The sequence below is a fragment of the Geobacillus sp. CX412 genome, from assembly GCF_027942335.1.
In the GTDB taxonomy this organism is placed as follows: domain Bacteria; phylum Bacillota; class Bacilli; order Bacillales; family Anoxybacillaceae; genus Parageobacillus_B; species Parageobacillus_B toebii.
Map to the genome: position 1 here is coordinate 3,103,300 of NZ_CP103461.1, position 17,656 is coordinate 3,120,955.

General features: G+C 44.0%; 10 protein-coding genes and 2 pseudogenes. 5 read left to right on the forward strand and 7 right to left on the reverse strand.

What is annotated here, in order from left to right; genetic code table 11:
• Positions 1 to 161 precede the first annotated feature (161 nt).
• Positions 162 to 1,444, forward strand: a pseudogene (locus NXM86_RS16220) (Gfo/Idh/MocA family protein).
• A gap of 460 nt (positions 1,445 to 1,904) precedes the next feature.
• Entirely contained in the window at positions 1,905 to 5,066 is a 3,162-nt protein-coding gene (locus tag NXM86_RS16225) for a DUF3427 domain-containing protein (RefSeq protein WP_498958303.1), read from the forward strand.
• Positions 5,067 to 5,100: 34 nt separating this feature from the next.
• Here NXM86_RS16225 and mutT read toward each other — a convergent pair whose 3' ends face one another.
• Entirely contained in the window at positions 5,101 to 5,511 is a 411-nt protein-coding gene (gene mutT, locus NXM86_RS16230; protein WP_012749096.1) for an 8-oxo-dGTP diphosphatase MutT, read from the reverse strand.
• Between the two features lie 241 nt (positions 5,512 to 5,752).
• Between mutT and NXM86_RS16235 the strand changes: the two genes are divergently transcribed.
• Together NXM86_RS16235 and NXM86_RS16240 are read left to right on the forward strand one after the other, a co-directional pair.
• Entirely contained in the window at positions 5,753 to 6,805 is a 1,053-nt protein-coding gene (locus NXM86_RS16235; RefSeq protein WP_171699404.1) for a 2,3-butanediol dehydrogenase, read from the forward strand.
• A gap of 229 nt (positions 6,806 to 7,034) precedes the next feature.
• The gene (locus NXM86_RS16240) at positions 7,035 to 7,130 is read left to right on the forward strand and encodes a YjcZ family sporulation protein (RefSeq protein ID WP_073967986.1); all 96 of its coding nucleotides are present in this window, start codon (positions 7,035 to 7,037) and stop codon (positions 7,128 to 7,130) included.
• 171 nt (positions 7,131 to 7,301) lie between these two features.
• Here NXM86_RS16240 and NXM86_RS16245 read toward each other — a convergent pair whose 3' ends face one another.
• The 4 genes and pseudogenes from NXM86_RS16245 to NXM86_RS16260 all read right to left on the reverse strand — a co-directional run bounded on the left by NXM86_RS16245 (position 7,302) and on the right by NXM86_RS16260 (position 13,198).
• Complete coding sequence (locus NXM86_RS16245) at positions 7,302 to 8,882, reverse strand: SagB family peptide dehydrogenase (protein WP_498958304.1); 1,581 nt, start codon at positions 8,880 to 8,882, stop codon at positions 7,302 to 7,304.
• An 11-nt stretch (positions 8,883 to 8,893) separates the two neighbouring features.
• Positions 8,894 to 10,837 (reverse strand): TOMM precursor leader peptide-binding protein, encoded by a 1,944-nt coding sequence (locus tag NXM86_RS16250; protein WP_081189855.1) that lies wholly within the window; start codon positions 10,835 to 10,837, stop codon positions 8,894 to 8,896.
• Positions 10,837 to 12,788 (reverse strand): annotated as a pseudogene (locus NXM86_RS16255) (putative thiazole-containing bacteriocin maturation protein). The gene NXM86_RS16250 and the pseudogene NXM86_RS16255 overlap by 1 nt, the downstream one beginning before the upstream one ends.
• A 125-nt stretch (positions 12,789 to 12,913) precedes the next feature.
• Positions 12,914 to 13,198 (reverse strand): heterocycloanthracin/sonorensin family bacteriocin, encoded by a 285-nt coding sequence (locus NXM86_RS16260; RefSeq protein WP_081189853.1) that lies wholly within the window; start codon positions 13,196 to 13,198, stop codon positions 12,914 to 12,916.
• Positions 13,199 to 13,761: 563 nt separating this feature from the next.
• On the opposite strand from NXM86_RS16260, the gene NXM86_RS16265 reads away from it, so the two are divergent.
• On the forward strand, positions 13,762 to 14,997 hold the full coding sequence (locus NXM86_RS16265) for a hypothetical protein (protein WP_171699408.1): 1,236 nt from the start codon (positions 13,762 to 13,764) through the stop codon (positions 14,995 to 14,997).
• A 129-nt stretch (positions 14,998 to 15,126) separates the two neighbouring features.
• On the opposite strand, the gene rlmD is transcribed toward NXM86_RS16265, so the two are convergent.
• Positions 15,127 to 16,503 carry a 23S rRNA (uracil(1939)-C(5))-methyltransferase RlmD gene (rlmD, locus tag NXM86_RS16270; protein ID WP_498958307.1) on the reverse strand — a complete coding sequence of 459 codons (1,377 nt, stop codon included), beginning with the start codon at positions 16,501 to 16,503 and terminating at the stop codon, positions 15,127 to 15,129.
• A 195-nt stretch (positions 16,504 to 16,698) separates the two neighbouring features.
• The gene (locus tag NXM86_RS16275; protein ID WP_328267857.1) at positions 16,699 to 17,625 is read right to left on the reverse strand and encodes a diacylglycerol kinase; all 927 of its coding nucleotides are present in this window, start codon (positions 17,623 to 17,625) and stop codon (positions 16,699 to 16,701) included.
• Positions 17,626 to 17,656 lie beyond the last annotated feature (31 nt).

Consider the following 17,656-nt stretch of genomic DNA (forward strand, 5'->3'; position numbering starts at 1 on the left):
TGCTGCTAAAGAGAAAGCCTGAGGATTTGGGACTTTGCGTCCCTCTGTGCTAAGAAGGACGCAAAACAGGAGCGCCAAAAGCTGTCTTTTCGGTATAATACAATTGTTGACATAATATAAGATAATAAGGATTCATACGAGATGAAGGAGGTAAAGATGCCATGCCTTATCCGCTCCCACCATATCGCGTAGGAATTGCCGGCGCAGGCGCTTTTGCTGAGTTCTTGGCCGGCGCTCTCGCTCCGTTGCCGGAATTTCAGTTGACAGCCGTTGCTGGCCGTACTGACGAAAAGCGCCAGCGCGTGCTGGACGCCTATCGCCACCATCGATCCGATGCCGCTCCCCGCGCGAATATCGGGAAGCGTCCGAACTTATCCACGATCCGGACATCGACGTGGTGATCCTGACAACACCGCCTCACCTCCACGCACCGCTCGGCGAACTTGCGTTGACGAAAGGAAAGCATCTGTTGCTGGAAAAACCAGGGGCGCTGACTTCAGCGGCGCTGAAAAGCAATGCCCAGCTCGCAGCGAAACAACGGCGAGCGTTCGCCGTCAATCTGGTCTTGCGCTACAACCCCTTGGTGGAAGCGGTCGAATGGATGCTCCGTCACCATCTATTGGGTCGTGCGCACCACGCCAGTCTCCACAACGCCGCACACCGCGTCACATCTGGGCATTGGTTCTGGAACCGCGAATTGAGTGGAGGCATCTTCATCGAACATGGGGTTCACTTCTTCGAAGTCGGTCGCCACTGGTTTGGCGAACCTGTGGATGCGCGCGGTTTTGCCGCAACCGAAGCAAACGGCGAGCAGTCGCGCGTGTGGGCGAGTGTGATTCACCGCAGCTGCACACGTCAGGGCCATGTACAGAAAGCGCAATTGCCGACAAAAGAGGCAGGCGCCGAATCTCCGAACGAGTACGTACCGGTTCAGTACTACCACGGATTCACAATGGAGGCGGACGCTCCCGAATCGACACAATGGGAAGTCCACTGTGCCCAAGGGCGGATTGTGCTCGAAGGCTGGATTCCTCAACGTCTGTACGTCGAGGGCGTACTCACAGCAGAACAGGCAGAACTAATCGACGCTCTTCTCGACACCATACCTACGCAACCTGCGGCAAACGCTGGCGAACAGGTACGGACATGGGCCGCATCGCGGTTCCCGTCGTCCGATCGTACATCCTCTTCTTCTGTTTCCCGCCTACCGTATCGGCGGACGTTATCATTAGTTGATCGACAAGGATGGTATGAGGCGATGGTCCAAGCCCGCTTCCTAGACTTTTGCCGGATGATCCAAGACCCGAACTGGAGCGGACTGGTAACGCCCGACGACGCCGCATCCGACCTAGCCCTCGCCGAAGCTTGCACGGTTTCGGAAGCTTGGCAGGAAGGCTTGAGTCGGGACTTTTCATCCAATCAGACGAGACCGCTTTCACCTTGATTCGCACCCAACCATCTCCTTTCTGGACATCATTAAATAATTCCATCTGTTGGGCGTACGAAAAAAAAACCGCCAACCAGGGAAACGCCTGGTTGGCGGTTTCAAATTTTTATAGTTCTGTCGTTGGAAATCAAAACTACCCTATCGTCGTGAACCTTTCTCACCTATTCCACTGAGCCGAATATCATCTATGAAGTAAAAGAAAATCTATATATTTGACCAATGATGCACAACAGGGATTAAGAGTAACCATTCTTCCAAAAATAACAACTGCCCGCTAATTTATCCGGCATCCACGTCGCCTCCCTTTCGCCAATACAATACAGAAAACTAAGACAGGCACAAATCGAAAGAAAAGATCCCTTCATCCATCTTAATAGAAAATAGATAACAAATAATAACATTAACAAACTTAATTTGCTAAAATAATAGAAAAAAAATAAATTTTCAGGTGAGCAACTTGGAAAAGAAAGGTTTCTTTGAAGAACTATATCTCGCAAATAAAACATATCCCGAATCAAATATCATTCAACGTCTTTCTCCAAAAGAATATATAGAAGTCCTTATTCTTCATGCAGCAAAGCAGCTTGGAGATAAATTTAAGCGCCTTGCCGACGAAAATCGTTTTGATGAGATTATCCAGCTGACAGAACACATTTCCAATTTAGCATCCGATCATCAACAAGAATTTTCTTTACCGCTTTCGATGATTACATATAACTATTCCAACAGGGAATTACCTGTTATTGAAGATTTGTTTTTATCAAGATTGAACTTGCTACATAATGACAAACACTCAATGAAAAACTTTTTTAAAACTCTTAAATATGAAATGTTGACGGCCGACTCTGTTGATTTTATGGTCAGTTTTATTCGTATGTCGGGATTACAGCTCATCATCCGGCCGCTATTAGAGCTTGAAAAACGAAACATACCGGTTCGCATTATTACCTCTACCTACTTAGGAATTACAGAAGTCAAAGCGCTCAAAAAACTCATGCAATTTTCCAACGTTCAAGTCAAGATGATCGATACGCAAACAGAATCATTTCATACAAAAGCGTATATGTTTCATAGAAATTCAGGATTGAATACGGTCATTATCGGCTCTTCCAATCTTTCTCATTCCGCTTTAATTAATGGGCATGAGTTGAACGTTAAACTCCCTGATACGAGTTTTCTGCCTATTTATGAACAAACAAAATGGATATTTGATCAAATCTGGAACAGCGAAGAAGCAGTTACGCTTGATAGCGAGTTTATTCGTTATTACAGTGAATTTATTGAGGCAAAACGAAAGCTCGAAAACTTCAGGAAAAAAGAAATGATAGCAGCCGAAACAAAAGAACACTATCAAACCAAACACAGCATTAAACCAAATGCCATGCAGGAAAAAGCATTAAGAAATCTTCAACATACAAGAAAAAATGGCAATAACAAAGGCGTCATCATAGCGGCAACTGGAACGGGAAAAACGTACTTGTCCGCATTTGATGTGAAAGCATTTAATCCGAAAAAACTTCTCTTTATCGCTCATCGGGAAGAGCTTTTAGATAATGCGATTAAGACATTTCAGCAAGTGATCCCGAAGAAAGAAATTTTCGGAAAAATTACTGGAACGGTCAAAGAATTTGATAAACCTTATCTGTTCAGCACGGTCCAATCCCTGCATAAAGACGAGATTTTAAAACGATTTAAGCGAGACGAATTTGACTATATAATTATCGATGAATTTCATCATGCCGAAGCACCGACGTATCGAAAAGTGATCGACTATTTTCAACCGAAGTTTTTACTAGGCTTGACCGCTACGCCGGAACGAATGGATGGACGAGATGTTTTAGCGCTTTGTGACCATAACATTGTCTACGAAATTCGCTTGAGAGAAGCACTAGAGGCCAATTTACTAGCACCGTTTCACTATTTCGGTGTATCAGACCATACCGTTGACTACAGTAAAATCCCTCTTAAAAACGGCTTCTTTGATGAAGATGCTCTTGTAAAAGCATTAAAAACAAATGAACGGACAGATTTTATTATCGAAATGATTAAGACCTACGGCTACCACGGTGACCGGATGATCGGGCTAGGATTTTGCACAAACATTGAACACGCGAAATATATGAGTGAGGAATTTAACAAACGTGGGTATCATACAACCTACTTGACCGGTGAGCACAGCATCGATTATCGAGAAAAAGTCATTAAACAGCTAGAAGATGAAAACCATCCTTTAGAGTTGATTTTTACTGTCAATATTTTTAACGAGGGAATCGATATTCCAAAGTTAAATCTAATTCTTTTTCTTAGACCAACGGAATCTTCTACTGTTTTTATCCAGCAGCTTGGAAGAGGATTGCGGAAAGTAGAGGGGAAAGAATTTGTCACGATACTAGATTTCATTGGTAACTACCAAAAATCATTCGTCGTGCCGCTCGCTTTATCAGGGCAACTAAATCATAAAGCCTTTGACAAAGATTCACTCCGGGTTGCAGTGACACATGAATTTGCTGATTTGCCTGCTGGTTCTTACGTTGATTTAGACCCAATTACGCAAAAAGAAATTTTAGACCGCATTGATTCGATCAAAATGAATTCAACGGACATGCTGAAGTCTCTGTATCAGCAATTTAAAAATGAACTTGGACGAGCTCCAGAAATCCTGGATTTCTTATATCATGAACAATCGCCAAGCCTGATGTTTTTCATTTACAAATATCAATCATGGGTAAAAACAAAAGAAAAAATGAATGATGTAAATGAATTAGATAGAAAAATTTTGGGCCACCAGTTAATGAGTGAAATAGTAGAACGGCTCGAAAACCAGTTTCCAATAAAGTGGCCTTACGATTTCATTATTTTAGAATTAGCCTTTTTACAAAAAAATGTTTCGTATGCAGATGTCGTCAAACAGTTAGAAAAGAGATTTGCAACAAAAATTGACTTAGAAAAACATCAAACGCTTATTAGGCAGTCAATGGCCCGACTAGCAACCCCATATAAAAAACAAAAATGGTCGTTTGGCAAAGTCGTTGATGACAAATTTGTATTGAATGATGATATTCTTGCGGTAACAGAAGATCCAGAGTTTTATCAATACTTAAAGGATCGAATTGATTATGGAATTATTGAATTTAGACGAACGTATCATCCAGAAAGATTTCTCGCAGAAGGCGAAAAGCTTGTTCTTTATCAAAATTACACGAGAAATGACCTAATCTTCTTATTTGAAGCAGGAGTAAAAGAAGGCTCTTGGAGAGAAGGAGTAAGCCGAGTAGGCAACCATTATTTCTTGTTCGTAAACTTGAACAAATCAGAAAAAGTAGAAGAGCATTTGCAATATAAGGATTACTTTATCGATCAGCAGCATTTTCATTGGCAAAGTCAAAATCAAACGTCCCACGAGTCTTCTGTCGGGCAAAATTATATTTATCACAAAGAAAGAGGCATTCATATTCATTTGTTTGTGCGCAAGTTTGATCAAATGCACGGGATGACCTTGCCATTTATGTATCTTGGTGAGGTAGACTATGTATCCAGTTATGGCGATAAGCCAATGAACATTAAATGGCGGCTGCACCACCCCGTACCAGAAGACTTATACATTGACCTGATTCGTTAACAACATGGGGGCTTCCCCCCACTGTGTTAAAACATTAAGGTGATGAGGGACAGCCCCCTTTTAATAACGCTTCTACGGTTGGAATATCAGCCGGTGCCCATTCAAGAGAGTGCAATTCTTGAAGCGGCACCCATTTTAATTCCGCATGCTCTTTTGCGTTTGGCTCTCCTTCAATGATTTTTGCTTTATATGTAAGCAAATTAACAATCACATTCGGATATTCATGATGTACTTCTTCAATTTTTTCATACACTTCAATCGTGCATCCTAATTCTTCACGAATTTCTCTTACTAATGTCTCTTCAGGATTTTCTCCTTCTTCGATCTTTCCACCTGGAAACTCCCATAGATTCGGAAGTGACATTTCCGGAGAGCGTAGCGCGCACAAAATCTCATTTTGTTCATTATAAATGACCGCACCAACCACACGAACTGTTTTCTTCATCACAACCCGCCCCTTTTTCATGGTATTTTCTAGTTTATTTTAGCAAACAATTAGATTATGCAAAAACAAAAATCGGGTAGTGACAGGAGCATGATGATTTGAAAAGGACAAATCACACTCAAACAAAGACAAAGATCATCTCTTGTTTTTTGAAATATTTTCGAACTTTTTTCTATTAGAAAAAATAATATAAATTTTAATGATATAATAATAATGAATATAGAATGGAGAGGGGATATCTATGAAAGCAGCAAGATGGCATAACGCTAGAGACATTCGAGTAGAAGAAGTGGAAGAACCTAAAGCAGGAAAAGGAAAAGTAAAAATTAAAGTCGAATGGGCAGGAATCTGCGGAAGCGATTTACACGAATACGCGGCTGGCCCAATTTTTGTTCCTGTGAAAGATCCTCATCCCGTCAGTAAAGATGTGGCTCCTATTATCATGGGTCACGAATTTTCTGGACGAGTCGTTGAAGTCGGGGAAGGAGTTACGAAAGTCAAGGTAGGAGATCCTGTCGTTGTTGAACCTATTCTTCGCTGTGGAAAATGCCCAGCTTGCAAAAAAGGAAAATACAATCTTTGCGAACATTTAGGATTCCACGGTCTATCCGGAGGTGGCGGCGGATTCTCTGAATATACCGTGGTTGATGAATATATGGTTCACAAAATGCCTGAGGGCCTTTCTTTTGAACAAGGAGCACTGGTGGAACCAGCGGCCGTAGCTTTGCACGCTGTTCGATCAAGCAAAATCAAACCTGGTGACAAAGCCGCTGTCTTTGGAACAGGTCCTATAGGCCTTCTTGTTATTGAAGCATTAAAAGCAGCTGGCGCGTCAGAAATTTATGCAGTAGAAGTTTCCAAAGAACGTCTGCAAAAAGCGAAAGAACTTGGCGCCACATCTGTCATCAATCCAAAAGAAGAAGATCCGGTTCAAAAGCTCCGCGAATTGACCGATGGCGGTGTCGATGTTGCGTTTGAAGTAACAGGAGTACCGGCTGTTTTACAACAAGCTATTGACAGCACTACATTCGAAGGAGAAACGATTATCGTTAGTATATGGGAAAAAGAAGCAAACCTTCAGCCGAATAATATCGTATTAAAAGAAAGAAATGTAAAGGGAGTTATTGCATACCGCGATATTTTCCCTGCTGTAATGGAATTGATGAAACGAGGCTACTTCCAAGCTGAAAAGCTCGTTACGAAACGAATTAAGCTAGATGATATTGTAACAGAAGGATTTGAAACGCTCATCAAAGAAAAAAACCAAGTGAAAATTCTGGTCAAACCAGAATAAAGACAGCTAAAAAATCACTTCAGGGATTAGTCCATGATGGATTAATCCCTTTTTTGTTTCAGAAGTCAAGCCGGATTCATTTTTGTTTCTTGAGCATATTTGCCAAAACATCGAATTGCGTTTTTTTCATTATCTGTATTAATTCCTCCAAATTAAATGTTTGTCTTATACAGACTCGCTATGTTTTGCATAGGATGTACTATCCTATGTAAAGCAGGAGGTGTACTAAATGTCAGGTGGCTTTCGATCAAACTTTGCTTTAATTGTGGTGCTGTTTATCCTTTTAATTATTGTTGGGTGCAGTTGTTTTTTTGGTCGTTACTAATCTAGAATCGGCTGAAAAGTTTTACAGGACGGATCGTATAGATCTGTCCTTTTTTAATTCAAGGCAACCCAATTACTCTTTTGTTTCTCTCCCTAATCCAAAAACTCATAAATATCTGTTAATTAACATATGTCTGCTTATAACAAAACCAAAGCGTTACTCTTGTCTCTTCTAGCTGCGCAAACTCCCTTTTAACCAGGCGCGGGGACGATAGGGTCCGATCGGGATTTGGATTAAGCTTGTTTTCCCTTGCGAATCGATCTTGTAAAGTTTATCGCATAAGTTTACATCAAATCCGAGAAGCGGGTGCCCACCCATCCCCATGGCAGACGCCACCAAGAGCAGTCGTTGCACGAGCATCCCCGCCTCCATCTGTTGAATGCGATATCCTCTGTACCCTAATGCCATTTGGAGGTGATCCCTGTCTCCTATCACATGTAGACAGAGCGGTACTTGGAATAGATTTACATTGTCCATTGACATTCCGTATTGCAGGTAGTGTCGATAATCTCCGGAACGTATCCGACCTAGCGCATGAGCAGCACTGTCATAGTAGTAAGCTCCATCTGGAACGCCTTCAACGTTATAAAAACAGCCATACAGGGAGACACGGGACGGCGGCTTCTCGTGTTCTCCATCCAAATCATTTCGATACGAGAAAGAAAGCGTCGCCTCTTTTAGCAAAGCTGCCAATTGTTCTTGGCTTACCTTTCCCAAAACAAAATCCATATCTGGTGAATGCCGCTTCTGGCAGACTGACGCCAGATCATACGATAACCGCTTCACACAAGGCAGAACTACTGCTTGCATCCCACAGGCATCTCTCTTATCTCCCTTAATCTGCCGAAATGATCGCGGCGATTCCAACATCGATGCCTCATTCATTTTTCTCAGCATCGGATAGTCAATAATCCTCCGTGATCGAATATAGTAATGATGCTGAACTTCTGGCAATTCTCTGCACAATTCAGTGGCAGAGGCACTTTCTTTTAAGTTATTATCGTTATCAAACCAAGTGATGGAAGACTCCGAAGATAATGGAATAACCGCATACACACTCTCCTCCTGTTCGGACAGTCCAAGTAGATGGTTGACGGCCCTGTCAAGAAATTGGAAATACACTGCCGATGCGAAGCCGAACCGTTTCGCCGCTTCCAACAGCTGTCCGATTAGCACGCCAGCATCCAGCCCTTGCAGACGGTAAGCAAAATTATTGTATTTAAAGAAATTCTTCCAAAACATTGTCGATACAAAAACAACACCGAAACAAGCCGATACGTCACAGCGATTGCCCAGCGCCCTAGTTAGATAGGAATCGAAATTGCCTTCCCGCAACAACACCAAGCGATGGTGTGCCACATCGTAATGGTACACTCCATCTGGAATATCCCTTATTTTCAAATACACGTATAATTCATTTGGATACAACGCCCCTCCCGAGGGAACAAACCGCCGGTACAAATGCATTAGGTTTACTGTTTGTTCTGTGGGATCCACGGAAAAGGCTAGCTGAGAAAATTGAGTAAGGCCGAAAACGTACCAGAGAAAATGACCTATTTCTTCTAGATCGAGCTTGCCATCCGCTTTCCTTCCCTCGAGTGTTAACGGCACTTCTGGAGAAAGCGGAATCACTGGCAAGTTACGGTACAGCTTATACGCAAGCGGCGCATCTTCCCAATCTACCTCCCAATTTGGCGGCATAATCTTATCGATGTCAAAATGAAGATGGTGTAAAAATGTCTCTAGCTCCATCCTACTACCTCCTATGGGAACGGATGGGGATGTGGATTAAGCTGTTCAAGCGTGAGCGGTTTTGTCGTATACCCGAGTTCCATTGGTACCCGGAGCACCCTCTCCAGGCCTGTCACGCGGGTAAGATGATGCCCAAATGTCATCGGTAACATTCCCGGAATCAGTACTTTCACACAATATAATCCATTCCGTTTGATGACAGGTGTTGTCTGGTCCACGACAATTACCTCAAGATTCAATCGTCGGAACTTCTGAAGAATAACCCGCAGGTCATCCGTCAAGTCTGCATTCTTCGTTTGCTGCTTGAATTCCTCTTCAAACGTTCGCAACGGACGATGATCATCCAACAAAAATTGCAGGCGCTCCTCTGCTTCCGGCAAACCGTACAGCATGCCATGGTCTTCCATCTGCCGTACTAATAGCGGATCATGCAACATTTTTTCATATTTCTTTCGGTTTGCCTCAAATTTCTCGTCAAGCACAAGCATCATGCCCGCTAACTCGTGAATCGAGCTTTTCACCGCCCGTATAGGGTCCGGATGAGCTCCAGCGGCACAGATGAGATTCAATCCCTTTTGTTTTCTGTTTTTCGCCACTGCCCAGACGCTTGGAATTCCGTGCTCCATCGTCGAGTTGAAAAAATACAGATCATATCCCGCCACCGCACGTACACGATCGACCATCAACTGTAATTCTTTATCGTTAGCCGAACGAAGGTCAAGACGCGGAAGAGGTAGCTGCGCATACCAAGCCATCAAGAATGAATCGCGCTCCACCACCTCCAAAATGGCATGGAAAATCGCTTCTTCTAAACTCCCGCCTAATGCACATCCGTTGGAAGTTTCATAGACAAAGCCATCCCCACCTCCCAAACTGTAATATGCGAGCAACTCTGGAACCAAAATCGGACGCTCTTGTAAAAACGAATAGCCCCATACCCAATTCATTGGACGGTCAGGATCAAACGGTTTGAACGGAAAATCAGGCCGCGCATATTGTTCCTTCGCGTGTACTCCTGCCCTTACTGGGTTGAGTGCTTGATCTTTCAAATTTCGGTAGCTGTCATGAATCACTGTCCGTTTGCCACGAGGTTCGATGCCACAATATCTCTCTAACCCCTCCAAAATGGCGGTTAACTCGCTAACCTCATAGGAATGAGTCCGGCCTGCTACTCCCTCGTCCCCTATAAACATCGGCATATTTACAACAACATCCGCAAACGGCAACGCGAAATTATGCATTTTACCATTCAATAATCCAGTTCGATAATCTAGATAGTCTTTAACCAGAACTTCTTTTAACTCCTCGATCGGACGGCAGCGGTAACTGTCAGCGCTGATCTTCGGACTTGGTTGCAGCGATATGCAGGCTGCTGCCGGCGAATCGTCAGGTAATTGGCTGCATACCGTACATAACGGGTCGGGCAGAAAGAAGTGACATGAGTTCTTTAATGTTTTCAGGTTGATTAGGAACAACCTTTCTTCTAAACGGGTATGACTGCCTTCCAACACCCTCTGCGTCTCCGCGACAATCAGGTGAGCCATCTGCAAAAGTCCTATTCGTGATGCCCATGCATCATGCTGTATTCCTCCTTGCACCGCCATCACCTGTTGCAGCTCCCACATTTCCTTGCGGTCGTATCCCGCTATAAGGCGCCGCATGTCAGCACACTGAGAACATCCTGGGGTATTAGGGCGAACTAGCGGACCGATCACGCCCTCCCCAAATGAAACAAAGCCCCGGAGCCATGGAATGCCTGACGATCGTAATACCTCTTCCGCCTTGTGGTGAACGGAGGGATGCCAAGCATCGTGCAACACCAGAGCCAAACCTGTTTCTTCCGGAATTCCTTCCTCGAAATCGATTTGCCGAACTACCTGATATTGGACGGACAATTTTTCATACACAAAATCCGCCAACACTCCTTCTCCAACCATCAATACGCGAGAACCCATCAGAAATCCTCCTTTCTCAACAGCACGCCAAACACCCCTGCCAGTTCCTCTTTCAAAAAAGGTTCTATCGCTAAATCAAAGACGAAGAGCCGCATACGGTTTTGTTCCAAAACCTGCATGGCGGACTGCAAGAGCTCTGATTGCGTCGTCTCTTCACAAGCGGGGATCTCCATTCTTAGTGGCTTCTCTTCATTTAGAAAAATGGATGATTCCTCCATCGCTTGTATTTGGAAAGAAGTCGCTTGATTTTGTGCATCCATAATCGCCTGCTCTAGCGCTTTCCGCAACGCCATTGTGATATTCAAACCTGCGCTGCCATACCAACGGCCGCCCGTGCCGACCCATACTACAGGAAAGCCTGACACCTTTTCTCCCAAGCCGATCGTCGGTGACCCATGCATCGTCGCCAGTGACTGCAAATAAAATCTGCAGTGTTCATCCTCCACCGCACCCAATCGTACCTGAAAAATAGGTTCTCTTCGGTTAACCTGCCGTTTGCTCAGCTCCTCATCCAAGCACTTTTGCAATCCCCTGCAAACGCCTTCCGCCATCGTTTCCCCGGCTCCGACACCGATAAATTCCTGTGGTGTGACCACACCAACCTCTTTTTCGGTGTTAACGAGTAAATCTATCATTCCCGATACATACGATTCAATCCCAGCTAGCCCTGCTTCCCGCCGTGCCTCCTCATGTGTTAGACCTGCACAAACAACTTCTGGCAATAGCTCAGCCGGTCCCTCCGATAATGGGTTAACCGCTTGAACGCAGCACTGGGACAACGGGAGCTGATTCAAGTTCCTTTCCTCCCATATATGGAAAATTCCCGATTCTGTGGATGTCAATTGACTGAAATAATGAAACAATCTGCTCGAATCATCGCGGCTCGAATTTTGTTTAAGCCTCGAATCAAGATCTTGAATCAATTCAGCCGTCACACGTTCCGTCGTTGCCAGCGGATGTGGTATGAACGAATGCCAGTCACCTTCCAATGTTTCTAAGTCAAGAAGGAAAAATTGATTTCTCTGTTCTGATTTCGTCACTCCTGTAACTTTTTTAAATAATTCAAATACAATCACATTCGCCAACATTGCTCCCGCTGTTGCAGAAAAAGCTTGCACCAGCCGGTCTTCGCGAAGCGCGGATCGATGTATGCGACGCCATACGGACTCCCAGCATCCCTCAGAGTCCGGATGCACTAATGGACCAGCTAAACCCACTTGCTGCAAAGATATGGCAGGGAGAAACCCCTTCTTCTCCTCCCTGCAAACGGCATGAAGGGCCCGTAGTTCCTCTACATTGCCTTCCTGAGAGACATATAAAATCCACTCAAATGGCTGTACCACTTCTCGCCAAGAACTCTCCCCTGCTCCCTGTGTAGAGATATTTCCTCTATTGCTACTTCGGAGTCCATTTTGCGGGCATTCTCCGCCAGTTCCTTCAACCGCTGTCGATTAGTAGGCATCGAGTCTGTAATCAGAACATGGAACTTAGGCAATCCAGATTCGATCAACGCCGAAACTAATGAGACCAAAAAAGGTCCAGAGCCGACTGCCAATACTTTAGATTGGCGATATACTTGAAAACGGAACGCACCGGAATCAACGAAATTTTCTATAAATTCAATTTGTGAAGCATACTTTTTGAGAATCTTGCTGTCCAATTGATGCGGACGATCTTGGTTCACATCCCGAACAAAGCCGTTTCGGTACAGAATTTCTGCGATTTCATACACCCTGTTCCGATATGGGGCCGATAATCCTTTTGTCAATTCTCCCAATGTGTGCTCTCCATTGAACATTGGCATTAGTTTTTCAATCCACTGATAGATTGTTTTGCCTTTCATACGAAATGAGCTGGAGTTATTCCTAAAATACACGCCGCCATTTGGATCAGGGAGAAAAAACGTGTCTCTTTTCACCTTCAGACGCGCGGAATCGTTCAGTTTTGACATCCTGCTCCCTCCTTATCCGTAGTTGTTCCTAAATGCGTAGTATCATTTTATGTATTTGTATTTGTCCTTTATGTTCATTTCATAGAAAGGGCCCCTGCAGAGGATTATGCAGGGGCGGTTCCTTCTTAAATTCCTCCAAAACAATGGCCAAAGCAATTGTGGCATCTAAAGCAATTGAAGCATCTAAAGCAGTTAAAACAGCGTCCAAAGCACTGTCCTCCACAACGTCCAAAACACTGTCCTCCACAACGTCCAAAACACTGTCCTCCGCAACGTCCACCACAATGTCCACCGAATTGACGAGCATCATCGACAACATAGGTCTGGGTTTGAGGATCCCAAACCATCACCTCGTCCGCTACGAAATCATCCATACCTAACATTTGAAGTTCATTTTGGAAATTATACATTTCACACCATCTCCTTATTGTTATAAATTTGTTGTTTCCGTCGACGCAACCAAGAGTGGAGAGTAGAACGAAAGCAATCAGAAAGATATCTGTGAAGCAGATAATTCCACCGACTACTTCGAGTACTCTCTTCAACAAGCTATGTGCTCTGTTGGGTGGTTGTTACTGATTGAAGTGCCTATTTTTATTGAGACTTCGTAAAACCGTACGAACCTCCCCACCTTCATTCCATGAAAGAGGCGGTTACCATTTCCATCGAAGAAGCTGCTGCTAAGAAGAAGACGGCCTTCTTCCACTCGATGCCTGCGTTGGAAGTCTTCTCAATAGATTCCGTTCTTTCCTTTCCTGATTGGATAGTTTGGTCATAAAACATACGTTTGTTTTTATGGATCAAAAAATTTCCGAATCATATCCCTCCTTCCTTCGTGTAGAGGAAGGAGATGATTCGGGAAAAATGGTTAAATCGCTTAATTTTGATAATATAAAACCTTAGTCTACAGCATTTTATGATTCTACTCATATACTGAAATAGCTTAATAAAAGTTGAAAGTAGGCGAAACACATTGCTAGAACATAAAAAAAGAAAAAATGTGCAGCAGGTGAGGGTGATATGTGGTTGTACCAATACGCAAATCGTGCAAGTGCATGGACCTACACCAGCAGACATTGCATTAGCTGCTGTCAATGCCGCAACCACTGTTCCGGAGATGAGAGCCGCCATCGAAAATCCTCTGCTTGGATTGGATCTTACAGAATATAACGCGTTATCAGAAGCAGCTAAAAATGATGTTGCCCAGCAATTGCTCGATAATCGGCCTGCTTCAGGTTACCCTTCCGTTGCTAGTGTCCAAGCCGCTCTTGATCAAGCCGTAAATCAAGTTGTCGGTTTAGCTGCTGTCAATGCCGCAACCACTGTTCCGGAAATGAGAGCTGCCATCGAAAATCCTTTGCTTGGATTGGATCTTACAGAATATAACACATTATCAGAAACAGCTAAAAACGATGTTGCCCAGCAATTGCTCGATGATCGACCTGCTTTAGGTTACCCTTCTGTTGCTAGTGTCCAAGCCGCTCTTGATCAAGCCGTAAATCAGGTCGTTGATTTGGATAATATTTATGTTCAAGCTGGTGCCGTTGGTGGAAATGGCAGTAGAGCAAATCCTTTTGGAACCATTCCTCAAGGAATTGCTGCGGTGAATCCAGGTGGAACTGTTCATATTCTAAGTGGAACGTATCCAATTACATCACAAATTGTCGTCAATAAGGCTGGAATTACTTTAAAAGGAGAACCAGGTACCCTTCTATTCTTACAAGCAAACATTATTGCAATGCTAATTACTGCCGCGAATACGACAATCGATGGGTTAACGATGACAAGCGATATTCCTTATGCAAAAGAATTTATCCAAATTGGCGGGAATAATACGACAATCATCAATAATACCATTTACGGGCCACCTCAAGCATTGCCTATGAGCAGCTGGGTTGTTAACAGAGCCATTGTATCTCAAGGAGGCCTTGCTATTTCGGTGATGAATAATACTTTCCATTCTTTAAGGACAGGAATGTATATTAATCCGAATGTGACAGGCCCTATTAACAATAATGTGGTTTACAATACAAAAGGAGGATTTTTAGTAGACCGTGCATTTACAACATTCTTAGGAAACTCATGGGGAACCCCACCGAATGAATTTGATATTGTTTTGCTTGCAGGTACAACATTTGGTCCTCCATATGATGATCTTGCTGAATTAAGTGCACTTAATAATAATGCAACCATTTCGGACCAAAGATAAAAGGTTAAAGGCAAAGGCTTGAGGGATAAGGATTTTCCCTTTTTCCTCAAGCCTTTTTCCAGCCATTTATCAAAACTTTATTTCGATTTTGGCAGGTGTTTTTTTATTTTACAAGAGTTTATTTATGCTCTACAATTTCAAGGTTAGTTTAGCGACACACTCCACATGCGCGGTATGCGGAAACATATCAACCGGCTGCACTTCTAACGTTTTATACCCGCCGTCTTCGAGGATTCGCAAATCCCTTGCCAATGTTGCCGGGTTGCAGGAAACATATACGACGCACTTCGGCTTCATGGCAATGATCGTTTGCAAAAGTGTTTCATCGCAGCCTTTGCGAGGCGGGTCGACAACGATACAGTCCGCGCGGATGCCTTGTTCGTACCATTTCGGAATGACTGCTTCCGCCTCGCCGACGGCAAATTCAACGTTGGTGATGCCGTTTAATTCAGCGTTGCGCTTTGCGTCTTCAATCGCTTCCGGTACGACTTCGACACCGTACACTTTTTTCGCTTTTTTTGCTAAAAACAACGAAATCGTGCCGATGCCGCAGTAGGCGTCAATGACTGTTTCTTCTCCCGTTAATTGCGCGTATTCCAACGCTTTTTCATACAGCACTTTCGTCTGTTCGGGATTGACTTGATAGAAAGAACGAGCCGAGATCGCGAATTTAATGTCACCGATGTAATCGTAAATGTATTCGGCACCCCACAATACTTTCGTATCGTCACCCATAATGACATTCGTCTTTTTCGGGTTAATGTTTTGAATAATCGACTTTACATTTGGCACGGAGTCAATAATTTCTTGCACAATTTTCTTTTTGTGCGGCAACTCTTCCGTGCGGGTAATAAGGACGACCATCACTTCTTTTGTCACTGCCCCGTAACGCGCCATAATATGGCGGAGAACGCCTTTATGCGTCACCTCATTATAGGCAGGCACCTTATATTTTTCACAAATCTTTTTCACTGTCTGCACGACGACATCATTCATCTCTTGCTGGATCAAACATGCGTCCATATCGATAATTTCATGACTGCGCTCTTGGTAAAAGCCAGCTACCAGCCCTCCTTCGCGCTCGCCGACAGGAACTTGTGCCTTATTGCGATAGCGCCACGGGTCTTTCATGCCGATGACAGGATGAACGATGACATTTTCCAATTTCCCGATGCGCGCCATCACTTCTTTGACATGTTTCTGTTTTGCCCGAAGCTGCCCTTCGTAGCTTAAGTGCTGCAGCTGGCAGCCGCCGCATTGCTTGTAAATCGGACACAGAGGCGCGACGCGGTCCGGGCTTTGCTCATGCAGCTCGATAAGGCGTCCGTAGCCATATCCTTTTTTCACTTTGATGACTTTGATTTTCGCCTTCTCGCCCGGCAGGCCGTTCTTGACAAAAACGGGAAAACCGTCGATTTTCGCCACTCCTAACCCGTCATGCGTCAAATCTTCAAATGCCACATCATAATATTCGTTTTTCATTACTGGTGCTTCGATGTTTGCCATTGTTCTTCACCCTTTGAGGAACTAACTCTGCTATAAAAAATATAACTTGATATTCCGTCTTTTGAGCTTTTTATCCAAGGATCTGTGACAAACTTCTTATCCATCAGAAGTCTTAAGTGTAATCAGCATCCGTCGTCCACACAGTGCTGTCACGATTGTAGCACACAATTCTGTGCAACACAAAAAGAAGACAGGTTAGTACCCTGTCCTCATTTGTTCTGCTTTTTCTTTTGAGACGAATACTTCTAAATGCCGGTACAAATTAACGAACTCCCCTGGCAGCATTCCGCCGTACTCGCCGTCTAAATTTAGCTGCATATTGTTTGGCGAAGTTACTTTAATGCGGTTTGCCTTCGTGTAAATCAGATTCGGGTCATTAATATGTTCGCCGCGCGCCGCGAGCGTCACTAATCGGATAAATTCCGCCAAATTCGTTTTCTTTAAAATAATTAAATCAAACATGCCGTCATTCAAAGACGAGTCCGGCGCCAGCTTTTCAAAGCCGCCGACAGAGTTGGTGAGCGATACTAAAAAGAGCATAATTTCGCCTTCAAACATTTTGCCGTCATATTCAATGCGAGCCTCTGTCGCTTTGATCGATGGCAGCATCTCAATTCCTTTTAAATAGTAGGCAAGCTGACCGAGCATTGTTTTTAATTTGCTTGGCACCTCATAAGTTAGTTCGGTTAAACGGCCGCCGCCCGCAATATTAATAAAATAGCGGGTTTTTCCTTCATTTGTTACGGAGCCGATATCGATCGGAACGGCTTCTCCATTGGCGATAATGTCGCATGCCCCTTCAATCGAACGCGGCACGCCGATGGCGCGGGCGAAATCGTTCGTCGTCCCGACCGGAATAATACCAAGCTTTGGACGATAATCTTGATCGGCAATCCCGTTGACGACTTCGTTGATTGTTCCGTCCCCGCCGGCAGCTACCACTAGGTCAAATTCGCGCTCAACCGCTTTGCGGGCCGCTTCAGTCGCGTCTCCCGCTCCTTCCGTCGCATGGCAAGATGTTTCATAACCTGCTTTTTCTAATTTTACTAACACATCTGGCAAATGTTTTTTAAATATTTCTCGACCTGACGTTGGATTGTAAATAATCCTCGCTCGTTTCATTGTTTCATCATCCTACTTTTTTAATGTGCGA

Excerpts from the sequence above, each read along its gene's own strand:
- mutT (WP_012749096.1), bottom strand. The coding sequence starts at position 5,511 with ATGAAGAAAACAGTTCGTGTGGTTGGTGCGGTCATTTATAATGAACAA.
- NXM86_RS16235 (WP_171699404.1), top strand. The coding sequence starts at position 5,753 with ATGAAAGCAGCAAGATGGCATAACGCTAGAGACATTCGAGTAGAAGAA.
- NXM86_RS16240 (WP_073967986.1), top strand. The coding sequence starts at position 7,035 with ATGTCAGGTGGCTTTCGATCAAACTTTGCTTTAATTGTGGTGCTGTTT.
- NXM86_RS16245 (WP_498958304.1), bottom strand. The coding sequence starts at position 8,882 with ATGGAGCTAGAGACATTTTTACACCATCTTCATTTTGACATCGATAAG.
- NXM86_RS16250 (WP_081189855.1), bottom strand. The coding sequence starts at position 10,837 with ATGGGTTCTCGCGTATTGATGGTTGGAGAAGGAGTGTTGGCGGATTTT.
- NXM86_RS16260 (WP_081189853.1), bottom strand. The coding sequence starts at position 13,198 with ATGTATAATTTCCAAAATGAACTTCAAATGTTAGGTATGGATGATTTC.
- rlmD (WP_498958307.1), bottom strand. The coding sequence starts at position 16,503 with ATGGCAAACATCGAAGCACCAGTAATGAAAAACGAATATTATGATGTG.
- NXM86_RS16275 (WP_328267857.1), bottom strand. The coding sequence starts at position 17,625 with ATGAAACGAGCGAGGATTATTTACAATCCAACGTCAGGTCGAGAAATA.